Annotated in this window: 20 protein-coding genes; 2 read left to right on the top strand and 18 right to left on the bottom strand. The window is 38.4% G+C overall.

Going from position 1 to position 21,000, the window contains the following annotated elements; genetic code table 11:
* Positions 1–110: 110 nt before the first annotated feature.
* From DDV96_RS12155 to DDV96_RS15870, 7 genes are all read right to left on the bottom strand, one after another.
* Positions 111–1,049 carry a hypothetical protein gene (locus DDV96_RS12155; protein ID WP_116695037.1) on the bottom strand — a complete coding sequence of 313 codons (939 nt, stop codon included), beginning with the start codon at positions 1,047–1,049 and terminating at the stop codon, positions 111–113.
* Positions 1,036–1,863, bottom strand: coding sequence for a CPBP family intramembrane glutamic endopeptidase (locus DDV96_RS12150; protein ID WP_116695036.1), 828 nt, complete (start codon positions 1,861–1,863; stop codon positions 1,036–1,038). Before DDV96_RS12150 ends, DDV96_RS12155 begins: the two co-directional genes overlap by 14 nt.
* 215 nt (positions 1,864–2,078) lie before the next feature.
* Positions 2,079–2,735, bottom strand: a complete 657-nt coding sequence (locus DDV96_RS12145) for a hypothetical protein (protein ID WP_116695035.1) — start codon at positions 2,733–2,735, stop codon at positions 2,079–2,081.
* Between the two features lie 191 nt (positions 2,736–2,926).
* A complete protein-coding gene (locus DDV96_RS12140) occupies positions 2,927–3,427 on the bottom strand; it encodes a DUF1648 domain-containing protein (protein ID WP_116695034.1) in 501 nt (166 codons plus the stop codon).
* Positions 3,428–3,613: 186 nt separating this feature from the next.
* Entirely contained in the window at positions 3,614–4,225 is a 612-nt protein-coding gene (locus tag DDV96_RS12130) for a hypothetical protein (protein ID WP_116695033.1), read from the bottom strand.
* Between the two features lie 442 nt (positions 4,226–4,667).
* Entirely contained in the window at positions 4,668–5,522 is an 855-nt protein-coding gene (locus DDV96_RS12125) for a hypothetical protein (protein ID WP_116695032.1), read from the bottom strand.
* 140 nt (positions 5,523–5,662) lie between these two features.
* Positions 5,663–6,841 (bottom strand): exodeoxyribonuclease X C-terminal domain-containing protein, encoded by a 1,179-nt coding sequence (locus DDV96_RS15870; RefSeq protein ID WP_165806010.1) that lies wholly within the window; start codon positions 6,839–6,841, stop codon positions 5,663–5,665.
* Between the two features lie 579 nt (positions 6,842–7,420).
* Here DDV96_RS15870 and DDV96_RS12115 point away from each other — a divergent pair.
* The gene (locus DDV96_RS12115) at positions 7,421–8,062 is read left to right on the top strand and encodes a DUF6266 family protein (protein WP_116695030.1); all 642 of its coding nucleotides are present in this window, start codon (positions 7,421–7,423) and stop codon (positions 8,060–8,062) included.
* A gap of 336 nt (positions 8,063–8,398) precedes the next feature.
* Here the strand turns inward: DDV96_RS12115 and DDV96_RS12110 are convergent, their stop codons facing one another.
* From DDV96_RS12110 to DDV96_RS12060, 11 genes are all read right to left on the bottom strand, one after another.
* Complete coding sequence (locus DDV96_RS12110) at positions 8,399–8,845, bottom strand: beta-lactamase hydrolase domain-containing protein (protein ID WP_116695029.1); 447 nt, start codon at positions 8,843–8,845, stop codon at positions 8,399–8,401.
* A 5-nt stretch (positions 8,846–8,850) separates the two neighbouring features.
* A complete protein-coding gene (locus tag DDV96_RS12105; protein WP_116695028.1) occupies positions 8,851–10,263 on the bottom strand; it encodes a rhodanese-like domain-containing protein in 1,413 nt (470 codons plus the stop codon).
* A 160-nt stretch (positions 10,264–10,423) separates the two neighbouring features.
* Positions 10,424–12,115 carry a sodium:solute symporter family transporter gene (locus DDV96_RS12100; RefSeq protein ID WP_116695027.1) on the bottom strand — a complete coding sequence of 564 codons (1,692 nt, stop codon included), beginning with the start codon at positions 12,113–12,115 and terminating at the stop codon, positions 10,424–10,426.
* 112 nt (positions 12,116–12,227) lie between these two features.
* Positions 12,228–14,717: a PIG-L family deacetylase gene (locus DDV96_RS12095; protein ID WP_116695026.1), complete on the bottom strand. Its 2,490-nt coding sequence runs from the start codon at positions 14,715–14,717 to the stop codon at positions 12,228–12,230.
* Positions 14,718–15,115: 398 nt separating this feature from the next.
* Positions 15,116–15,685, bottom strand: coding sequence for a mechanosensitive ion channel family protein (locus DDV96_RS12090; RefSeq protein WP_116695025.1), 570 nt, complete (start codon positions 15,683–15,685; stop codon positions 15,116–15,118).
* 6 nt (positions 15,686–15,691) lie between these two features.
* Positions 15,692–16,639: a septum formation inhibitor Maf gene (locus DDV96_RS12085; protein ID WP_240607717.1), complete on the bottom strand. Its 948-nt coding sequence runs from the start codon at positions 16,637–16,639 to the stop codon at positions 15,692–15,694.
* Between the two features lie 46 nt (positions 16,640–16,685).
* Positions 16,686–17,273: a Maf family nucleotide pyrophosphatase gene (locus DDV96_RS12080; RefSeq protein WP_116695024.1), complete on the bottom strand. Its 588-nt coding sequence runs from the start codon at positions 17,271–17,273 to the stop codon at positions 16,686–16,688.
* A 66-nt stretch (positions 17,274–17,339) separates the two neighbouring features.
* On the bottom strand, positions 17,340–18,251 hold the full coding sequence (locus DDV96_RS12075) for a geranylgeranylglycerol-phosphate geranylgeranyltransferase (protein ID WP_116695023.1): 912 nt from the start codon (positions 18,249–18,251) through the stop codon (positions 17,340–17,342).
* An 18-nt stretch (positions 18,252–18,269) separates the two neighbouring features.
* Positions 18,270–18,803 (bottom strand): KdsC family phosphatase, encoded by a 534-nt coding sequence (locus DDV96_RS12070; protein ID WP_116695022.1) that lies wholly within the window; start codon positions 18,801–18,803, stop codon positions 18,270–18,272.
* 310 nt (positions 18,804–19,113) lie between these two features.
* Positions 19,114–19,791, bottom strand: a complete 678-nt coding sequence (locus DDV96_RS12065; RefSeq protein ID WP_394340131.1) for a Rossmann-like and DUF2520 domain-containing protein — start codon at positions 19,789–19,791, stop codon at positions 19,114–19,116.
* Between the two features lie 111 nt (positions 19,792–19,902).
* A complete protein-coding gene (locus DDV96_RS12060) occupies positions 19,903–20,490 on the bottom strand; it encodes a Crp/Fnr family transcriptional regulator (RefSeq protein WP_116695020.1) in 588 nt (195 codons plus the stop codon).
* A 77-nt stretch (positions 20,491–20,567) separates the two neighbouring features.
* On the opposite strand from DDV96_RS12060, the gene DDV96_RS12055 reads away from it, so the two are divergent.
* On the top strand, positions 20,568–20,855 hold the full coding sequence (locus DDV96_RS12055) for a hypothetical protein (protein WP_116695019.1): 288 nt from the start codon (positions 20,568–20,570) through the stop codon (positions 20,853–20,855).
* Positions 20,856–21,000 lie beyond the last annotated feature (145 nt).

The following is a 21,000-nucleotide window of genomic DNA, read 5'->3' as shown; positions in this document are numbered from 1 at the left end:
TATGGTTTGTTGCGTGTTTTATGTATTAAATTTAGCTAATAAAAACCGAATATAAAATCCGCGAGGATTTTTAGAAGGAGGCGAGAATAAGCAATTACTTATCGCCATTTTTAGCGAGCGTATTTTTCTTTCATTTCTTGGCTAAAAACAATCGTTAAGCCTTGGTTCATAATCTCTTCGCATCTTAGAATCACATTCCATTCAGGAACGCTTTTGACTATTCTGATAGCTTCTTTTAAAAACTTATTCTTTTTATCTGTAATCATCTTGTTTCCTGAAATCAGATATGTGTTTTCCCAGTCAATTTTTTTTAGTTTTCCATTTCTATCAGGTTGAATGCTTACAAAGGCTTGGATAGTCTTATCCATTTTACCTAACTCACTCCAGTTGATTTTGCTGTATAAATATTCGCGATATTCACTTGGGTCTAAATCCGATAGTTTAGATTTTTTTAAAATCCGGTTTTGGTATTCTGACTTATTGACAAGTATTCCTTTTCTGAATTCGAGTATCAATTCATTGGGATAAACAGAGGTGTTTCTTGAATGGTTGGATTCGCAAACGATGCAATTGCCATCAAATACAACTAATTCGTTAGTAAGCCAGTGCGCAAATAATGGAAGTTTGTTGTTATTTATTCTATCGAGTCTTAATCCTAAATCGTGGTACGTTGTAATTTTGGTCACGTATAATTTTCCTTTTTCAAGTTTCCATTCTGTCTTATAGTTCTGAAAAAAAGGTGAAATTTCAATTATTGAATCGTTGTTTGCATTAAATTGATAATCGTGAATTTGTTCTGAAATTGACTTATTTATTTTCTCCCAATCTGTTCTCTTTTCTAAGGGGTTGGAATATAGATTAAGGGTATCTTTTTCCCAAATCAAAATGTCCGTGCTTTGTCCTGAAGTTTGGCCAATCACTCCTAAAATTAGTATGTATGTGAAAAATTTATTCATATGCTCGTTAACTTGTTTGACTATGGTTTCGTTGCGTGAAAAACCGCGAATATTTTCAGAAGTAGGAGAGAATGAGCAATTATTTAAAGCCATTGTTGACACTTGTTTTTAATTTATTTTTTGCAATCAATATTCCAGTAAATAATATCATTCCAATACTGGATAATAAATGTACTTTCTTAAAATCCACATTTAATTCAGGAAAAAACAATAAGGCTATTCCTGCATTAATGGACAAGTGAAATAAGATTGCAACCAGAACACTTCCTTTAGAATTAATTACTAACCAAGTTATTATTATTGATAAACACATTAGCATAATAAAATATGTAATCACGGGTAAAAAAGAAATTGATTCTCCACTAACTAAAGTACCAAATGGTGCCCACCAAAGTGGAATATGCCAAATAAACCATATAACTCCAATTATGATTGCACTTTTTAAGTTCGAATATTTTTTTTGTAACTCTGGTAATAAAAAACCTCTCCATCCAATTTCCTCGCCTAAAGGTCCAGCATATAGCCCAGCCCATAGTACAGTTGGAATCGAAAGAAAAGCTGCTATATCAAAACTCCCAATATCCCCAATAAATATTTTATATAATCCAATTCCGATAAGAATAAAAAATATAGGTAATAGTATTATGTATAAATAGTTTTTAAAGGGGATATTCCAAATAAACACTTTCTTAAATAAATTCAACACACCGTTCAGTCCATCAAAAATAAGTGCTGTTACAATTCCGCTGATTGTAGGTCCATATAAGCCAGTAAAAAAGAATATTAAAAATTTTTCTATTGATTCTTGGTTGATTCCATCTGTAAGATAATTTAGACCGATAGCCCAAAAAGTCCAAGACCAAATAATGGTAATTAATAAAAATATATAAGTCTTTTTATTATTCATATTTTTCTCAAATAAGTGCCAACGGTCCCCTATAACTGTCAGTTATGGGATTAAAGATAATGTTTTTCGCTTTAGCACAGAAGTTAGCAATTCCGAGTGGATTCAGCCTGTCCTGTGCGCAGCCGTAGGGTAGTAGAATCTGCTGACCCGAGTGGACCAACCGATGAACACTTTTTGCATATATATACGCGTGAATAAATTGCTATTGTACATTCTTACCTGCTGGCTTTTATTTTTTCCATTTCTAATTTTTGTTCCTCAGTCAGTTCAATATTGTACATTGAAATTGACATAGAGAAGTCAGTTGCTTTTTCAAGCGATATATTCTTTAATTTTTCTTTTTTAATTAAATCAGCAACTTTCTGTGTGCAAAACCTAAACATATTAGATTCTCCATCTTTATTTGGTTTACACATAAACAAGTCAGAACCATCCCAATAATCGTCTTTGAAATAAAACCCTTTTGAATGTGGTTCTGTTGTAATTCCGATTTTATCTATTACTATTGAATTCTTTGAATAATCAAGATATCCGCAACGTCCGATTATAATCAATCCATAATATTTTTGGTCGATAAATTCATCCTTTTTAGAGTAGATTTCAACATCATAAGTTTTCCAGCCTGTAATTCCGTTTGATTTAAATAATTCAATTACTTTTTTGCTCACTATCATTGGATATGCATTAGTTGTCCAAATGAAATTATAAAGAGTGTTTCCACCCATTGAATGTTTGACGCGAACGACTTCATCTAATTTCTTTTCTCCTCGAGAAATATTAGGTTCAGCCAAATCATATTTTTCAATTACGCCTCTAAATGGCCGATTAGAAAGCGCGTCTCCAATTACATATATTTTATCGTAGTTCGACATTTTATTCAGCTTGCAGGTAACAGTCTTATATAACCGTCAGTTACGGATTTAAAGTTACTTGATTTTTGGTTAAACATTAGCGTTAGCAATTCCGAGTGGATTCAGCCTGTCATGAGCGTAGCCGTAGGATAGTCGAATCTGCCGTAATTGCGGTTATACATTGGTGTAGCCAGTGCTTTTTCACTAATTTGTCATTTGTTTCTTTTAAATGATTTTGCAATAAAGTAAATCAGCGGTATGAAAATTAGTCCCATTGTCATTGGTAAAAACCATTTTCCCAAACCATTAATTTGTCCATTGGCAAATCGGATTGTTTGAAATCCAATTAATCCGAATATCACGACTATGACCAATTTTAAAATTCGCATCATTCTTGTTGCATTCGTATATTGTTCAAGTGCGTTTTCTGGAGTTATTTTAGTCGGAAAATTAAATAGGTGCGGATATTTGTTGAGTTTTGTTAGTCCGATGAAAAGAATAGTTGCAATAATAGGTAAAATCAGAATGTTAACTTTTCCACCAAAACCATCAGCTTCTCCCATTCCATTATAATGTGTTGGAATAACTTCAGGTAATTTGGTGTAGTTTATAATTGTCATACACCAAAAACCGACAAGTAAAAATAATCCGATAATTTCCAATGTTTTATCGGTTTTGGTTGGTTTTATTTTAATTTTTGGTCTTCCGTTCATTTTTCAGATTGGTCTGGTTATCGTTCCGTTCGCATTGGCTACAACGTGTTTGGCTATGGTTTCTTTGCGTGAAAATCCGCGAGGATTTTCCGCCGTAAACCGAAGATAGCAAATTTGCGAGGACTTTCCGAGAGGAAAGTCGGAAGCAATGAACTATAGCCGGTGTTGCCTGTAGTGCTTTATCTTTTATAAGTCAGTTTCTGTTTCGTAATATATTTTTCCATTCAGGGGAATTATTGTCGTTGTCGCATATGAATCTGTAAAAGATATTTTTTGTAATTCATAAATTTTGTTTACATCTACTTTGTCCCAATAGTTTAGCGGAATTGTATCTACAATTCCGAAAATCATATTGTCTCCGCCCTCACATCTAGTATCAACGTGGTGCATTTTGGGAACAAAATTGAGTGCAAAATCCAATTCTCCGTTTTTCTTAAAGTATTTCCATTCTCCAATTCTGTAATAATAGAAAGCTCGAAAAGCTCCGCCCATTCCACAGTCGATAAAAGAGCTTATTTTATAATTTCCTTCTGATAATAAAATTCCGTCAGAGTCATATTCTTTCCAAAGTCCGCATTTTATATCACTTACATTGTCTTTTGAAACTGCCATTTTTCCAATTCCGCTTACAGTTCCGTTTTTGTTTTTAAGTTCAATAAGAGTGTCGTTGTCTGGAAGTCCATTTTCAAGTTCGCCGTAAAGTTTGTCGTCTTGAATGTAAATCCGATTCTGATGAAGATTTTTGGTTCCGCAACCAAATATCAAAATAATTAATATATATGCTATCAATTTGTTCATTTTCGCATTACAGGCAACGGTCTCCTTTACTTTACACCGTAATTAAATAGTTAGTTGCATTTACTAAGAAACAAGAGGAGAACTAAAACGGTCTTTGGAATAGCAGTTCCTTTATACGTATCAGTCCTCTTGTCTCTCTTAGGTTGCTTTAGGACCATTTGGAATATCAGGAATCTCTTCCTATTAAAGGTGATAGTCATAGCAACATATATTAACCATTCCTTTTTAAAAAGGAACAATATTTAAAAATATGAAAAATTAACTAGACGTGATTGGTATTGACGTATCAAAATTGACCATTGACGTTCATATTCATAAAAGAACAGTACACCGGGTGTTTTCCATTACCCCAAAACCATCATTATTAAATAATTGAATACAAATATTAACTTTAGGGAACTTAACTAGTGCTTTTCATAGGAGCCGTTGTCAGGCATAGTATTTATTCATTCTTTTTTTCGAAATTTTCAATTAAAGATGCTATAAAAACCCCACCTGATGTTCCTGCTAAAAAACCCCAAATTCCAACAGCCCCACCTAAACCTGCGATCCCAATTCCACCAGTACCGAAAATAAATAAACCTGCCATTGTACCTATAAACCCACCAATTAATAATTTTGACTTTGTGTTTTGATTAGTCCAAAGTATTATTTTTATTCTTTCTGCCTTTTCCTTTGTACCTAATTCCATTTTTTGGATTTCGTTTATTTTTCTTAATAAACTCAGAAGATGTTCTCTTTTAGTAATAGATAGTTTAGTCAAATATTCAATTCCTCTGCTGGTACTATTCCCATAGTTTTTTTCTTCTTCTAATTTTCGAAGTGGATTATCTATAAATAGATTTATATTGTTTTTTTCTAATTGGACACTAAAAAAAAGAACTTTTTCAAATTCTTTACGGGCAATATACCAGCCTAATTCTTCATTATTTAAATCAGAATTTTTATAATTTGGGTTTTGTTCTTGAATTGGTAAATAATTATATGCCCATTCTTCCAAAATTCTCATACAGGTTGCCACTAAATAATCATTTCGCTTTTTTAAATCAAAATAATTTGGATTTTTAGTATTTATTAATTCTTCAATTGTTTTAATTTTAATAGCCGTATCAATTACATCTTCGTATTCAGGAAAATATTTGTTTTCTAATGATTTGAATAATTTAATTACTTCTTCACAATTTCTAATTTTTTCTGCAATAGTTGATAGTATTCCATAATCTCCATCCCCATAAGAATCATTAAATAAATCTTTATGCAAATTGAATGTTTCTTTTGTAAACTGACTGTTTTTCATATTATGCCTAACGATCTCGGCTATGAGTAGTTGCATGGGTTAGATTATGTTTGCAAGTACAAACCAAACTAAAAATCCTCGAGGATTTTCAGAAGTAGGCGAGAACAAGCAATTACTTATAGCCAATGTTGTGGGTAGTTTTAATTTGTGTTCCAATATGCTGTTTCTGCCTCATCTCCAGGTCCAAAAACTTCAATCCAAGGATTTTCTGATTGGTCGTGAGCAGGATTATTATAGTCATAATCCCAATCAGCACTTTTCATATCAAAATCATCATATATAGTTTTATTTGATTTTTGCGGATTATACAAATTTGTATCCGTTTCTATTAAGAACTCAGGACTTGTTTCTCTTGTATTTTTTAGAAAAGCCATTTTAGTAAGGTTTACTTCTAAAGCGGATAAATAACTTTTATTTTTTCTAATGGATTTATACAGGAATAACTTTAATTCAATAATGAAATGTTCAAGATTTAATATACACCACAGGATGTAATTTGGGTCGTCATTCATAATATCAATAATAGAACTTCCATCGTATTTACCCCAATGTATATAATAATCAAATTTATAAACCATTAATTTTTGCAATCCGATTTCTGAATTTTCTAGTTCGATAAAATTATTAAGCTTTTCTAATATTCGGTCCTTGGACATTTGTAAATTATTATAGTACATTGTTTGTTTACCATAATTTAAACTATGATTCTTAATCAATATTATTAAGTAAAATTGGATTAATTTACCGTAATACTTCTTATCTACATTATCAAGATATAGATTTATATATTTTTCTGCCAGATGAAAATGGCCTAATTTAAACTCATATTGAACCATCTTTAAAAAATGTTTTTTTCTTTCGGCTTCTGGATTGTAAAAATCTGTATTTTTTTGGAAAATTTTTAAAGCAAAGTCAATGTGAATGTTTTTTACATTTTCTATGATGTACTTGTTCACTAACTTTCCTTCGTGAATTTCTAAAATTAATTTTCTTTCACAAATCGGATATATTTCTTCATCAATTGCTACTGTAATTTTACCATCATACCAAGTAGCTTTAACTTCTGATTGATTATTTTGAGGAAAAAAATCTCTAATTGATAAATCTTTTTTGTTAGAAGATTCATTCTTTATTTTAATTAAATGCAAATAATTATCAATTATTTTCCAAGTGCCAACATACCCTCTATGACAGGCAGTATGAAGTCTTTCTAATTTAATTTTGGAATTATTTTTTAACCAAAACTGTTCTATTGGTTCTTCATTAAAATAATAGTTTTTATTATCAATTTCAATAATTTCCTTTATTTGTTTTGTCATATTATTACCAGTCTTGATTTTCTGTTTTAATTCTGACTAACGTCAAATTTAGTTAATTTTTGTTGAAATCCTTTTGTTTATAGTACTTCCCAGTTTTTAGTGCACTATTTTTTTAAAAAACTTTAAAAATTTGACGTTAGCTCAAGAAATTAATAGAGCTTTTTGTGTGGGAAATTACCCACAACTTTTTTTATATAAACACCTTTTCCGCTTTTAGATTGCCTATTTGGCATGCTATGAACGGTTTTTGCACTTTTAGTATGTTCATATTTTTAATAATCAAGGGGAGTATCTTTCAAATATAGGTAAAAAACCCAAATCACAAAATTGGGCACTTATCGTGCGGTGCTGTTTTTTGGGTTTTACCCAGGTTTGGTTCGAGAATGGTTCGATATTCCTTCGAGGATTCTTCGAGAAACACCTGCTTTTACGGGCTATTGTCGAAGTATTCTCGAAGAAAACTCGGATGAAACTAGGGGAGTGGCCCTTGCTTTTTTTGGGTACACGCTTGTTTTTTAAGGGAATAGGTTATATATTTCGGGGCTCCCCTTATACTAACTTAACTAAATTCTACGTATTATGGCAACATTTAACGATGGTATTTTAGGAGGCTTTTCCGGTACGGTGGGTACTGTGGTAGGCACCACGTGGCGCGGGGTTCCCGTGATGCGAAGCAAACCGAAAAAATCAAACAAAAAGCCGAGCCCTGCACAACTGCGCAATCAATTGAAGTTTAAAATGGCAAACACATTTCTAAATCCGTTAAAGCCTTTTTTAAACGAGAGTTTTGACCAGCCCCAAAAAAAGAAAAGCCGATTCGATCTAGCGAAGTCGTACTTTTTAATAGAGGCCATGATCCCCACGGCCGATAGTTTTATCATTGACTATTTAAAAGTGCTAATTAGCAAAGGCCCCATACGAGGGCTACTGGAGGCATCTGTAACCACCCAAGGGGAGCAAAAAGCATTGTTGCAATGGACAGACAATAGCGCACTGGGCTTGGCATATGCTGAGGATACCCTATCGGTTATTGCGTATGTGCCGGCTACGCAAGACTTTATTTTCTTTGAAGCCGCCGCCCAACGGCACATGGGCGAAGTGGTTTTGCAATTTCCGGAAGAACTGCAAGGTCTTACGCTAGAGGTGTGGGCAACGTTTAAAAATACAGCGTTGAAACAATACTCCATTAGCGATTATCTAGGTAGTATAACCGTTCTATAACGCAGCATAATGGTTTGTGCTCTACTGAAAATTGAAATTGAAGAATAGTTAGTTATTTTCCTGTTGCCACACTTGGCATTGGGTATTGGCATATTTTTAAAGGGTGGCTGTAAAATAGAAATCTGTGATATTTCTTAAATGCGTATGGCTTAGAAAGGACTGCTTTCTTAGCGGAAAACGCCAAATAGGGCTGAAAAACACCAATCAGGTTGGAAAAATCATTCAATACAGAACAGATATTTTGCACCTACTATTGGTAGGATTTCCCTTTATCTATCAAATAGTACAATCTCCATTTACCAAGCTCACAAAACCTTGAGATTAGGTGATGCCTAATCAATGTTCGTTTACATACTTCTTGAGAAACTTTTCCAATTCAGGAATATCACATTCAAACCCCATTTCTTCAGCTTTTTTAATCACTTCTTCTCCCGTCATGTTTTTTTGGCACCCAATATGCATCATGATAAGGGCACCAGAACGCTTTCCAGACTTGCAATGTACTACAATGGGCTTGGGAAGGTTTTCAAGCTCTTGTCGAAAATTATTGGCCATAGCCTCTGATAAGTCATCCTTAGCTACTCCAATGTGTCTATATGTTAGGTTATTGTCTTTCGCTAGTTTTTCTTCTTTTTCGGGGAAAACATTTTGATCTTCTTCATCGGTCTGTAAATTAATAACCGACTTAAAACCTTTATCGGCAAAGGTTTTGAAACTTTTTTCATCGGGATCAAAAGCGGCCACCGAAATTTCATCATTTACTTTCTTAATTTCCTTTTCCATAATTTCTACTTTTTTAAAGTTTTTGTTTTATTTTCAATTGGTAAGTCCGCAGCCTTCCAAGCGGTAAAACTACCCGGAATGCTATTCACATTCTGGAAGCCATTTTTTTGTAAAAGACTGGCCGCTATGCTGGCCCTGTAGCCACTGGCGCAATACACGGCAAGGTTTTGTTCATTATCTAAGGTGTTCATCTTATCGGGTAAGTCGCCAAGAAATATGTGTGCGGCATCGGGGATATTGCCATTTTGCCATTCCTCATCTTTACGAACATCCAAGGGCTGATAGTGCTCTTTATTTTGATTGAGTTCGTGTACACTGAGTTGCGGCAGTTTTTTAATCTGTTTCCCCGATTCTTGCCAGGCACGCATGTTCCCAGCCAAATAGCCTTTAAAATTGGTATGGCCGGTACGCCACAGTAAAATTACGGCACGCTTTAGCTCCTTGTCATCGGGAAGGACCAGTAATATAGGGGCGTTCATATCTATTAACCAACCGGCCCAAACCGACAGAATGGGGCGTTGTCCTATATTAAGGGCACCTTCAATATGGCCGCCTCCAAAAGCCAACATATCCCGGGTATCTATAACGATAGTATTGGTATTCTTCATTTCATTCTCAAACTCCTTTACACTTAAAGAGCTTACTTGCGGGGTGTGCCCATAGGTTTTTGGTCCTTTGGCATTGAGTTTTTTCAGCTTTGGATAATGGGTAGGTACCGGAGGGGCATTTTCTTGCACTGCTTTTTTAAAATCGTCGTAACTCGTTAGTTGCATGAAGGGATTATGTTTCTTCTCGTACCCAATGGTACTATGCATGCGATCCCCTATATCAGGGCCACAGGCCGAACCTGCCGCGTGGCAGGGATAAACAATCACTTCATCCCCAAGCTTGCAAAAAACCTCCCGCATGGTGTTATAAAGAGCCCGGGTGAGTTCCTCCGTCTTCTCATCACCCAATAAATCTGGTCGTCCCATAGAATCAACAAAAAGCGAATCCCCCGTCATGATGCCCCAAGGTTCTCCTGCATGCGTATCGGACAATAAATAGGACAAATGTTCGGGTGTATGGCCAGGTGTGTGCTTCGCTTTTATGGTAACTTGACCGAATGTAAACTCATCTCCTTCACGAACAGGTTCATGCGCAAAACCATATGTGGCATCACCTTCCACACTCACATGGATTTTAGCGCTTCCCTTACAACGGGCTTCCAGCTCACGCGACCCACTCATAAAATCTGCATGGATATGGGTTTCAAAAACATGAGTAATCGTTACATTGTATTGACGGGCTTTTTGTAGGTAAATATCAACGTCGGGACGCGGGTCAAAAACTGCTGCGCACCCTGCACTTTCATCGCATAGAAAATAGGAAACTTGTGCAACGCCATCTGCTAATATTGGTTCAAATCTTAAAGACATAACTCTAAAATAAGAGTTATTACAGATAAATATGGTTAAGAAAAATCAAAAGTTCATAGATATAACAAGAAGTTAACACATTCACTGGTAGTTGTTAATTAGTTTTTGAATGTCCGTTTACTATAATCTTGTATTATCGGAAATTATGAGGTAGAAAAATTTAAGTATCCACTGTATCCCTCTTTTTCGGTAACGCTATTTGCAACAGCACCGCAATTCCCATTACCAGCGCACAACCTACCAGGTTTAACCATAGATACGGCATTAGGTCGATCCACCACATATAAATGATGATGACTTGGGTGATGAGTGCCGCGATAAAAGTGGCCCTGCTTTTTACAAATTTGATAAAAAAGGCAAGCAGGAAGATGCCCAGCACATTTCCGTAGAAAATAGACCCGATGATATTTACTAATTGTATCAGGTTGTCAAACAGGTTGGCCACGCTGGCTACACCAATGGCGATAACTCCCCACAGGAGGGTAAACCATTTAGAAGCACTCACATAATGTGTTGAGTCCTTGCCGGGCGCATTGCGCTTATACAGGTCTATGGTAGTGGTAGAACCCAGTGCATTCAGCTCTGAAGCGGTGGAGGACATGGCGGCGCTCAATATCACGGCCAACAAAAGGCCGATTAAACCGCGTGGTAAATTATTCAAGATAAAATGAATGAACACATAGTCCTTATCATTGGTTTCCGCTTCCGGATTGGCCTGCTGAATGAGGTCGCGGGATTGTTGGCGCAGTTCTTCTTCGGTTACGTTGATGCGTTGTATGTCTTCGAGCAGGAGTTCTTTTTCCATAGCATCTTCAGTCGTGGAGTAGGATAATTGCTTTTCGTTAAGCTGTTTGTCCAGGCTTTGTTTCTCTGCTTCTAATTTTTGATATTCTGATGCGTATTCAGATTGCATCACATCATCTACCGCAGCGGGGTTAAAATGTAGGGGAGAGGCGTTAAATTGATAAAACACAAACACCATCACACCCACCAACAGGATAAAAAACTGCATGGGAACTTTTAAAAGTCCGTTCATGATCAAACCCATCTGGCTTTGCTTTACCGACTTACCCGATAAGTAGCGTTGCACTTGGCTTTGGTCGGTACCAAAGTAGGAAAGTGCCAAGAAAGTACCGCCAATAATACCACTCCAGAAGGTGTAGCGGTTATCAAAATCGAACGAAAAGTCGAGCACATCCAGCTTTCCGTTGGCACCGGCAATTTCCAAAGCATTGGTGAAGGAAATATCCAGCGGCAAGTAGTTTAATATTAACAAGAAAGCAATGAACATCCCGGCAAAGATGATGGCCATTTGTTGTTTTTGGGTCACGCTCACGGCCTTGGTACCACCACTTACGGTGTAAATGATGACCAAGGTGCCAATGCCAATGTTTAAATAGGTAAGGTTCCACCCCAAAACGGCCGATAGGATAATGGCCGGGGCGAAAATGGTGATCCCAGCTGCCAAACCGCGCTGTATTAAGAACAGAATGGCGGTAAGGGTGCGTGTTTTTAAGTCGAACCTGCTCTCTAGGTATTCATAAGCGGTATAGACATTAAGCCTGTGGTAGATGGGAATGAACACCAAACAGATGATTACCATGGCAATGGGCAGGCCAAAGTAAAATTGCACAAACCCCATCCCATCATGAAAGGCTTGTCCTGGTGTAGATAAAAAGGTTATGGCGCTGGCCTGTGTGGCCATAACGCTTAGGCCGATAGTCCACCAATTGGCATCTTTGCCGCCTTTTAGATAATCGTTTACATCTTTGTTTTTACGGGTTTTCCACGTGCCGTAAGCCACTATGAAAACAAGGGTGCCAAGAAGAACGATCCAATCGATTTGCTGCATTAGGAAAAAGTTTTCATTAACATATAAAACAAGAAGATATACACGGCGTTAAGGAGAATTACGAGAACGTAATTCCATTTCTTCACCGCTTTGTTTTTGGGATCGTTCATAGCTAATTTCCTAAAGATAATAAATTGGCAAATAACCGGTACGCTCCTGCAACGCCAGCGGGCAATTCCCTAAAAAAGCTCAGCCCCGTATAAATGTACCTGCCTTTTCCATATTCGGCCACCAAAAGGGCTCCTTTGGTTTGCGGTTCGCCTTTATCGTGCATCCCTAAAATAGGTACAAATTTTGGAGCCCATTGGTTAGGAAAATACAGGCCGCGTTCTTGTACCCAACCTTCAAAATCGGCTTGCGTGATTTTGTTGGGTTCGTTGAGCACGGGATGGTCTGGCGCTAAAAAGGTGACGTCGCTGTGTTCGTCGGTAACCCGATCTCTGGATAGTGACAGGGAATAGGGCGCGAGGTTTTCGGTTACCAACCCCCGGCTGGTATTGTATTGCAATAACAAGGTGCCGCCTTCTTGCACATACTCGTTAAATGCAGGCTGTTTAAAAGCCAATTCTGGCACCGTATTATAGGCTCGAATGCCCACGACGACCGCATCAAACTCCTTTAGGTTTTCGTAGGTTACTTTTGAAGGGGGAATGGTGGTTACCCGATAGCCAATTTGCCGCAAACTCTCCGGAATGGCATCGCCGGCACCTTCAATATATCCAATGGATTCCCCTTCTTTTTCAATATCAATGCGAACAACCTTTGCTTCGGAAGGCAATAGTACACGTTGATACGGAATATGTTCATAATCTATTGTGATGAGTTCTTTGTCAAAAAACTGGTCGCCCATGGAAATTAATGGGCTTAGATAACCTTCGCTTTGCCCTTTGGGGGGTGTTACGGTAAACAAAATTGTTTGTTCGTCTCCTTTTTTGGCAATGTTAAAACTGGGTTGAGCGGGGGAAACCTGCCAACCTTTTGGATGGTTCAATTGCACTGTTCCGTTGGCGTGGTCGCGACCGGCCCTGATGGTCACCGGAATGGTTTTACTTTCTTTTGAAGAAAAAATAATTACTTTCTCAGCGATGCGCGATGTTGCTTCGGGCATTACTTCAAAAGGTTGATAGACTTCCCCTTTTACGGGATCGTTGTATTTATAGACGATGTTTCGTTTTACAGCGAGCTTGGTGCCGCCCAAAACCAAATTGAACACTACTTGTTCGGGCGCCGGGGTTTCGGGTTTGCCAATTAAGTGTTCTGGGGCCTTGTACATTCCAAGCGTACCTTTTTCCTGCAACCAATATGGTCCAGAAGTAGTCGTGCTTTCCGAATATAAAGTAGCGTCAATACGATGGTTTTCGTTGGGTGCCAAGGTTTCGTTCTCCCGGACAATGATTTTCCCTGAAGGATAGGTAATGGATTCCAACGTCATAGGAAAATCGCTTCGGTTAATGGTTTCAAATGCAGCCTGATATTTTTCCCGTGGCATAATGGAATTGCTGTGCGCCACTGCTTCCACAAAAATACCGCCGCAATCGAGGATCAACTGCTCCAATTGTTTCATTTTAACGGTTCGCCAATGGTCATCTTCTATGTTTTTGACCAATTCATAAGCCTGCAACAAAGGGCGGAGCATTCGCGAAGGGTTTTTAAAGTCGAAGTTATCTTCCAACGGATATAGAATACCGCCAATGGTTTCGCCGCCTTCAATGCGGGACCAAGAGGTGTCGATGCCTTCAAAGAGGTTGGTGCTCCCTTCTGAAAAATCCCCTTTTAAAAACTCCAGCCACTCGCTTTGGTTTCCGCGTGTACCAGTACTGCCAAACCCTTGCGATTTGTGCATGCTTCGGCTTAAGGAAGCTATTTCGCCATTGGAAAGCCCCAAGGAAGGATAATAGTTCCCGGTCTGTACTTCCACTAAGTTCGATTTATCGGCTTGTTCAAATTTTTCTTGACTTCCGTAAAACCACCAACTCGTGTTAAAGAACAACCGTTTGGGTTGCCATGTGCCAAAGGTATTGGCGGTTTCGGGATAGCTGTTGGGGTTGGTTGCCAAATCGAACGCCTCTACGCTCAACATAGCCGATGCTGTGTGGTGGCCGTGTGTGCTTCCCGAACTTCGGTGATCGAAGCGGTTAATGATAACATCGGGCTTAAATTTTCGTATGGCGCGCACCACATCGCTCAGCACTTCATTTTTGTTCCAGATGTCCAATGTTTCAGTTGGGTTTTTGGAATAACCAAAATCGTTGGCACGGGTAAAAAACTGCTCTCCGCCATCGATACGGCGGGCGGCCAGCAATTCTTGGGTACGGATCACACCAAGCAGTTCGCGAATCTCAGGTCCAAGAAGGTTTTGCCCGCCATCACCACGGGTAAGCGATAAATAGGCCGTACGGGCGTGAACATCGTTTACCAGATAGGATATCAAACGCGTGTTCTCGTCATCGGGATGCGCTGCTATGTACATAGCAGATCCCAGGAAGTTGAGTTGCTGTAAGTCGTGGTAAATTTCTGAAGCGGTCGGTTTTTCAGGTTGTTGGGCAAAAAGAGATGTGATGCTTATACTGTATAGCAGCAGTGCGGTAAAAAAATTGCGCATAGTTTGTGTAGTGTTTTGTCTTGTTTTTTGAAACAGGCAGGCCTGAAAAAACCCAAATATACCAAAATATATACTGAAATAAGTAGTCTTCTTTTAAAGAAGAAAAATCGTTAGCTCAAAGAAAAAAGAAATAAGATTATGCTAAACGATACAAGGTTGGCAAGATCGTTAATTAAATATCAGTTTGAATGATTTAGAGGCACGAAAAATCGTATCGAGAACTATTTTAATTACTAAACCCCTTCTTCTTGATACGAATTTCACTCATTGTAATCCTTACATTACCTCGAATTGACGGGAATTTATTAAAATGGGATATACTTCAGTACAATGATAGTTATAGAGGGTGTTGCCTATTCATTTATATGAAAAAGCAGTGCACGCAGCTGCTAAAACAATTAATCTGTACCGTGTTCGGCAATATTTTTATCCTGTTCTTCTTCTTGATGCATCATTGTGTGGTAATCTTCCGCTTTAATAACGCTTACCCCTTTTTGAAGCATCATGCTGTTGGGATAGGTAATGAGCCCCTTATCTTTGGTGCGCACCATAACATGAAAGCTTTTAATATCCTCGATCATACCTTCATACGGAAAATCGTTATCGTGAATTTTGATGTAGTCACCAATTTTATACGGAAAGGTAAAAAACATGATCACTCCGCTGGTAATGTTGCTCAAAATACTCCATTGCGCAAAGAACCCCACGCCAATCACGGCAAAAACAGAGCTCAGCACCAGCCCAAGATCTTTTATCTGTACGCCCCAAATTATGATTAAGAACAAGGCGATAAAAAATATACTGGAAAAATTAACATGCTTTACAATCAAGCCTGTGCGGTGTTCCAAGCGTTCAAACTTTTTGGCATACCGTTTAATTACGTGTACGGCCATAAAGCGCAATGCCAAAAAAAGCAATACGATAAAAACCGATTTCAATAGTTGCGAAAGATAAAGTTCAATAAACATAATATTCTATTTTAGTCCTAAGGTATCCCGGAGCCCCGTGTCTTCGTTGCGGTTCATGTTCCAGTAGTCGGTTCGAAGGCGTTTAATTTTATGGGCGGTGGTTTTCAACCGGATGCTGTCGTTGGTTTGTGTTCCATTGGTTTCTTCCCATTTTTCAATTTCAAACGGAAAGGAGCTGTTAAAATATACAATGAGCTCCCGTTCCAGTTCAGGATAGACCAAATCGTATTTTGTGAGCGAATCGCCTTTTTTCAATTTTGCGTTGGCTTTATAAGCTTTTACATCTTTATGCCGCAACCTTAGATATTCAAACGAAGGGATGAGGTTAATATCGCCCGTGGGCAGTTCGTTGGGATTAATGCGTATGAGGTTCCAAAGTTCGTCTTCCAACCAGGTTTTCTCGAGGGTTATTTGTTGGTCGGCTTCCCCTTCAAAATAAGAATGTGATATGATATTAAAATCGTTTCGGTTGTTGAGCTGCATATAAACCTGACCGCACCATTCCTGCACTGAGTTGCTTATTTTCAGGACATGTTGTTTTTTGAGTATTGGGTTAAACGTACTCGTCATTATGGAATAGGGATAAATTCCGGTGGTGAATTTCTTGGTTTTGTTCAATTTCAGTACGGAAACAAGCTTACCGGAAGGGCTATTGGCTTTCACTTGTTCCTTCGGCAGAAAATCTTCGGTAACAAAAATGGTAACGGCCATCCCTTGACGGATTTCGCCATAGCGTTCTTGCATGAGCTTGTAGGAAGTCAATTCGGCTTTGCCATCGTACCAATAGTTTTTAAATTGCTCGGGCAATTGACGGTTGTTGGCAATGGTATCGGTATCTTCTGTATTGCTATTCGGTATTAAGTTGTGCTCAGCGTCTTTACAGGAATGAGTGAAAAAAGCAATGCACATTAAAATTACCGCTTTGGAGAGGATGTATTTTGATGTTTTGATCATCGTTTTAATTTGCTTTTAAAGATATGGAAAAACGAAACAGATTCTATTATTTTGAAACAAGTTCCAACAAGGTTTTATACACCAAGCGCGTGGGAAGCCCTACGACGTTAAAAAACGATCCTTCAATTTTCTCGACCCCAATATACCCAATCCATTCCTGTATGCCGTAGGCCCCGGCTTTATCGAAAGGTTGGTATGTATCGACATAGTGATCGATTTCTTCTTCTGAAAGTTCTGAAAACCACACCTTGGTCGTTTCATTGACCGTTTTCTGAAAAGCCGCCCCCGTAAAACACACCGAAGTGATCACCTCGTGGAACTGACCGCTCAAATGAGCCAGCATTTTTTTGGCATGGGCTGCGTTTTTGGGTTTTTCCATTGCTTTCCCACCCTTCCAAACGATGGTGTCGCTGGTAATAAGGATTTCGTTTTTTGATAGGTCTTGGAACATTGAAGCTTTTTGCTGAGAAAGGTAGTCTGTAATTTCTTCCCTTTTCAGTGTGTGGGGATACGTTTCTTCAATTTTTCGTACATCGCTGGTAAAGGGAATGCCCAGTTCGTTAAAAAATTGGTGCCGTCTCGGCGAACCGGAAGCGAGGATGATGTTGTGGTTTTTTAGTTTTTGTTGTAGCATTTGGTTTTAGATTAATCCTTCAGCAGGTTCTTTGTGACAGTTTTTGGCTCATAGCTCACAGTCATTTCACAAAATTACAAAAGGATACAACACCATGGAACACATGCCGGTAACCATGACTATTTTTAATAATGTGGACAAAAGCGCATAGTGTTTCGGTTTTTCGGCTTCAAAGGCTTTAATGCAAAAAAACAGGAGCGGCGCCACGATCAAAAAAAGAAAATAGAGAACGGCTGGGGTGTGGTCGTATAAAAATTCGTACATATAAAAAATAACCGAAAGCGTGATAAGGATTCCCAACACAAAAGCGACCGAAGTTGCCCTTTTTCTTCCAATGGCAATGGGCAAGGTGTTTTTTCCGCCATTTTTATCGCCGTTGATGTCTTGCAGGTCTTTTATCAATTCACGTAAAAAATTCAGCATAAAAGCAAACACAGCATATTGCAGCACCAGCTTAAACACGGTCCATTGCGTTAATTGGTTTGCAGGGTTGGTTACCGGGATGATGTCGAACACCCCTACAATTACCATGCTCATGGCCACCAAAACCGATACCAAAACAGTGCCCATTAAAAGCAGTGTTTTAATATAGGTAGCATAGAGGTACAACAAAGCGGCAACACCAATAAAAAGGGTGGAGTACATAGGCCTGCCGATGGCATTTGCCAAAAGGAAACCAATTCCAACACCCATAGCAGTAAGGATTACGTACCAAGTGCTGGCATTTCTTTCTGAAATCTTTCTCCCCACAATTACTCGATTGGGCCTGTTAATGCGGTCAATTCCCGCATCATAGACATCGTTGATAACGTTTCCGCCAGCGGCAATGCACACCGTGGCAATTACCAATAGCGCAAATTGAAAAGTGGATAAAGCAGTAATCGCATTAAAAGGCTGAAAAATGCTGTATTTAATCAACACTTGCACCAGTGCGATTAACAGTAGGTTTATTGGGCGGGTGAGTTTTAGGTAATTCAAAAATGAAATGTTGCTTTGTTAATCATACTTCGCACTTGCATTTTCCTTTTTAATCCATTTGCCCTGTACTTTCAGCACCTGCTCAATGACATCGCGTACACAGCCTTTTCCACCTTTTCTATGGGAAATATATTTTGAAATGGCTTTAATCTCCGGCACGGCATCTTGCGGACAACATGGTAAACCCACTTGTTGCATCACGTACAGGTCGGGGATGTCGTCTCCCATGTAAAGAACGTTTTCGTGCTTAATGTCGTATACGTCCAAATATTCGTCCATGGTGTCGGTTTTATGGTGGGCGCCAAGATAAATATCGGTAATCCCAAGCCCGCGCAACCTGGCGCGCACGCCTTCGTTGGTACCGCCACTGATAATGCAGACGTTAAACCCTTTGTCCAATGCCGTTTTAAGGGCAAATCCGTCCTTGGTGTGCATGGTGCGGTACATTTCACCTTCGGTGGTGATGCTTATGGAACCGTCGGTAAGGACGCCGTCCACATCGAAAATAAAAGTGGTTATGTGTTGTAGGTATTCTTTATAGCTTTTTTCCATATACAACCCCCTGCGCAGGCAGGGGTCTTTTTAGTTAATTATCGATTTCATTATAATCTAAATATTATGGTGTTCATTTTTTCCATTAATGAAAAAACCCTTCGACAAGCTCAGGATAAACCAAGCAAAAAAATCTAGGCTTACCCCTCGACTTGGCTCGGGACAGGCTTCACTTTATCTAAATTTATCATTCGGTGCCTAAATTTAGATAAACTTTCGATAGGCCGAAGTGGGATTTTTCAACACTAATATTTAAAATTTATTGGCCGTTAAAATATAATCTACTCTAATTAATGTAACAAATTATTCATTATTTTAAATATTGCTTCTTAATTGCCTCCGTCATTTGCTCATACACTTTTTTATACGGACTATCTTTCAACAAATGTAAATGATTTTCAATTGTTTTCACGTCGTTTCGTTTGGCGGGGCCGGTCTGTGCTTGTTGTGGCGATAGGGTTCTTATTTTGTTTGCTGTTTCGGCTATCAAGGGTTTCAGGAGTTCAAAATCCAGATTGTTTTCCTTTAAAATATCTTCGGAAATATGATACATATAATTCACGAAGTTATTCACAAATACGGCAGCCAAATGAAGCGTTTTCCGGTCTTCGGAAGAAATTTGCGCTACATGGTTTGAAATACGTTTGCCTAGCGTTTCAAGCAGTTGTAAATCGGCTTTCTCTTCAGCTTCAATACAGATAGGGATTTCATTAAAATTGACCTTCTTGTCTTTTGTAAAGGTCTGCAACGGGTAAAACACCCCTTTTTTGTTCTTTCCGTCCAGTGCCTGCATTGGGAGACTGCCCGACGTGTGGACCACCATTTTATCGTTAAAAGGCAAGGTGGAGGAGAAGTCGGCGATCGCATCGTCTGGGATGGCAATGATATAGATGTCGGCTTCCTTTATTTCTGAAATTTCCGAAGTAAACGGAATGGATTGCAACGCATCTGGCAAGGCAATGTCACTTCGGTTAAATAGCTGAATCACTGAAACTCCAGTTGCTTTATGTAAAGTATAACATAAATTACTTCCAATATTTCCAAAACCTAAAATAACTACCTGTAACATACTGCCGAAGATACAAACTTTCTAACTTTTTTACCGATGGATCTTTCGGTTGATTATTTTAATCTTTCCTGCTTCTTCCAACTGTTTTACCGCCCGGATGACCGTTTCTACCCGAAGTCCGGTGAGGTCGGCTATTTGTTGGCGGGTAAGTTCCACTTCGTACTCAGGTGGGTTACCGTCTTTTTGCTTTAAAAAATCGATTACCGTCAACACCCGATGTTCTGGTGGATAGACGGATATTTCCTTCATCATCATGGCCTTGTAGCTCAATCTGCGCGAAAGCGTAGCGGTCATTTGCAAATGGATGTCAAAATGTTCTTTCAGCAATGAAAAAAAAGCAGTTTTGTTCAATTTAATGATTTGTGAATCGTTAATGGCAACAGCCGAAGCGGGATATTTAAAATCACCAAACAAAGGCGGTTCGCCAAAACTTTCGCCATCTTCAAACATACCCTGTACGAATTCCTTCCCGTCCTCGTTGAGGTTGAACATTTTTACTTCCCCTTTTTTTACCTGATAGTAAAAGAGCGCCCGTTGGTTTTCTGAAAAAATCATGTCGCCCGATGCATAGTCAACTAATTCTGCTTGATGCTCAAAAAGAATTTTCTCGTCAATCATGGGTTTATGATTTGCCTCATAAAATAGGAGGTTGGGGCTGTTGTACTTTTGTACGGTAAAATTAAAAATCCAAAGTTATGAAAACGTTTTCAGAAAAAAGTTTGTTGGCCGAGTTTAAGGAAAACTATTATGCATATGTACCGTTGACCATTATTCTTCAAAGTTGTATTGGGTCGATAGCTGCAATGCTTATCTTGGCACAAGGAACTTCTGTACTTACATTTATAGAATTGTTGGTTTGCGTATCATTGGCTATGGGCTACAATGCGGCCTTATTGGCTGGAGCGCCTTATAAACTCTCTTTTAGGTTGCTTGGCGCAAGCATCATTGTAAATATCTTGCTTATCTTTATAAATTTGATTTAATTGTAGTCGTGTCCGACTAAGACTTAAAAACGCTGCGCTATTAGATGTAAGACTAAATATTTGATAGTTTGTAAATCTGTGTTTTAAACATAAAAGCAAATCAGAGAGTATAAGTATAAAATTCTTCTAAAGACAGCAAAACAAT

The organism is Marixanthomonas spongiae (genome assembly GCF_003095375.1).
Taxonomy (GTDB): Bacteria; Bacteroidota; Bacteroidia; order Flavobacteriales; family Flavobacteriaceae; genus Marixanthomonas; species Marixanthomonas spongiae.
This window is presented reverse-complemented; position numbering and strand designations above follow the sequence as displayed.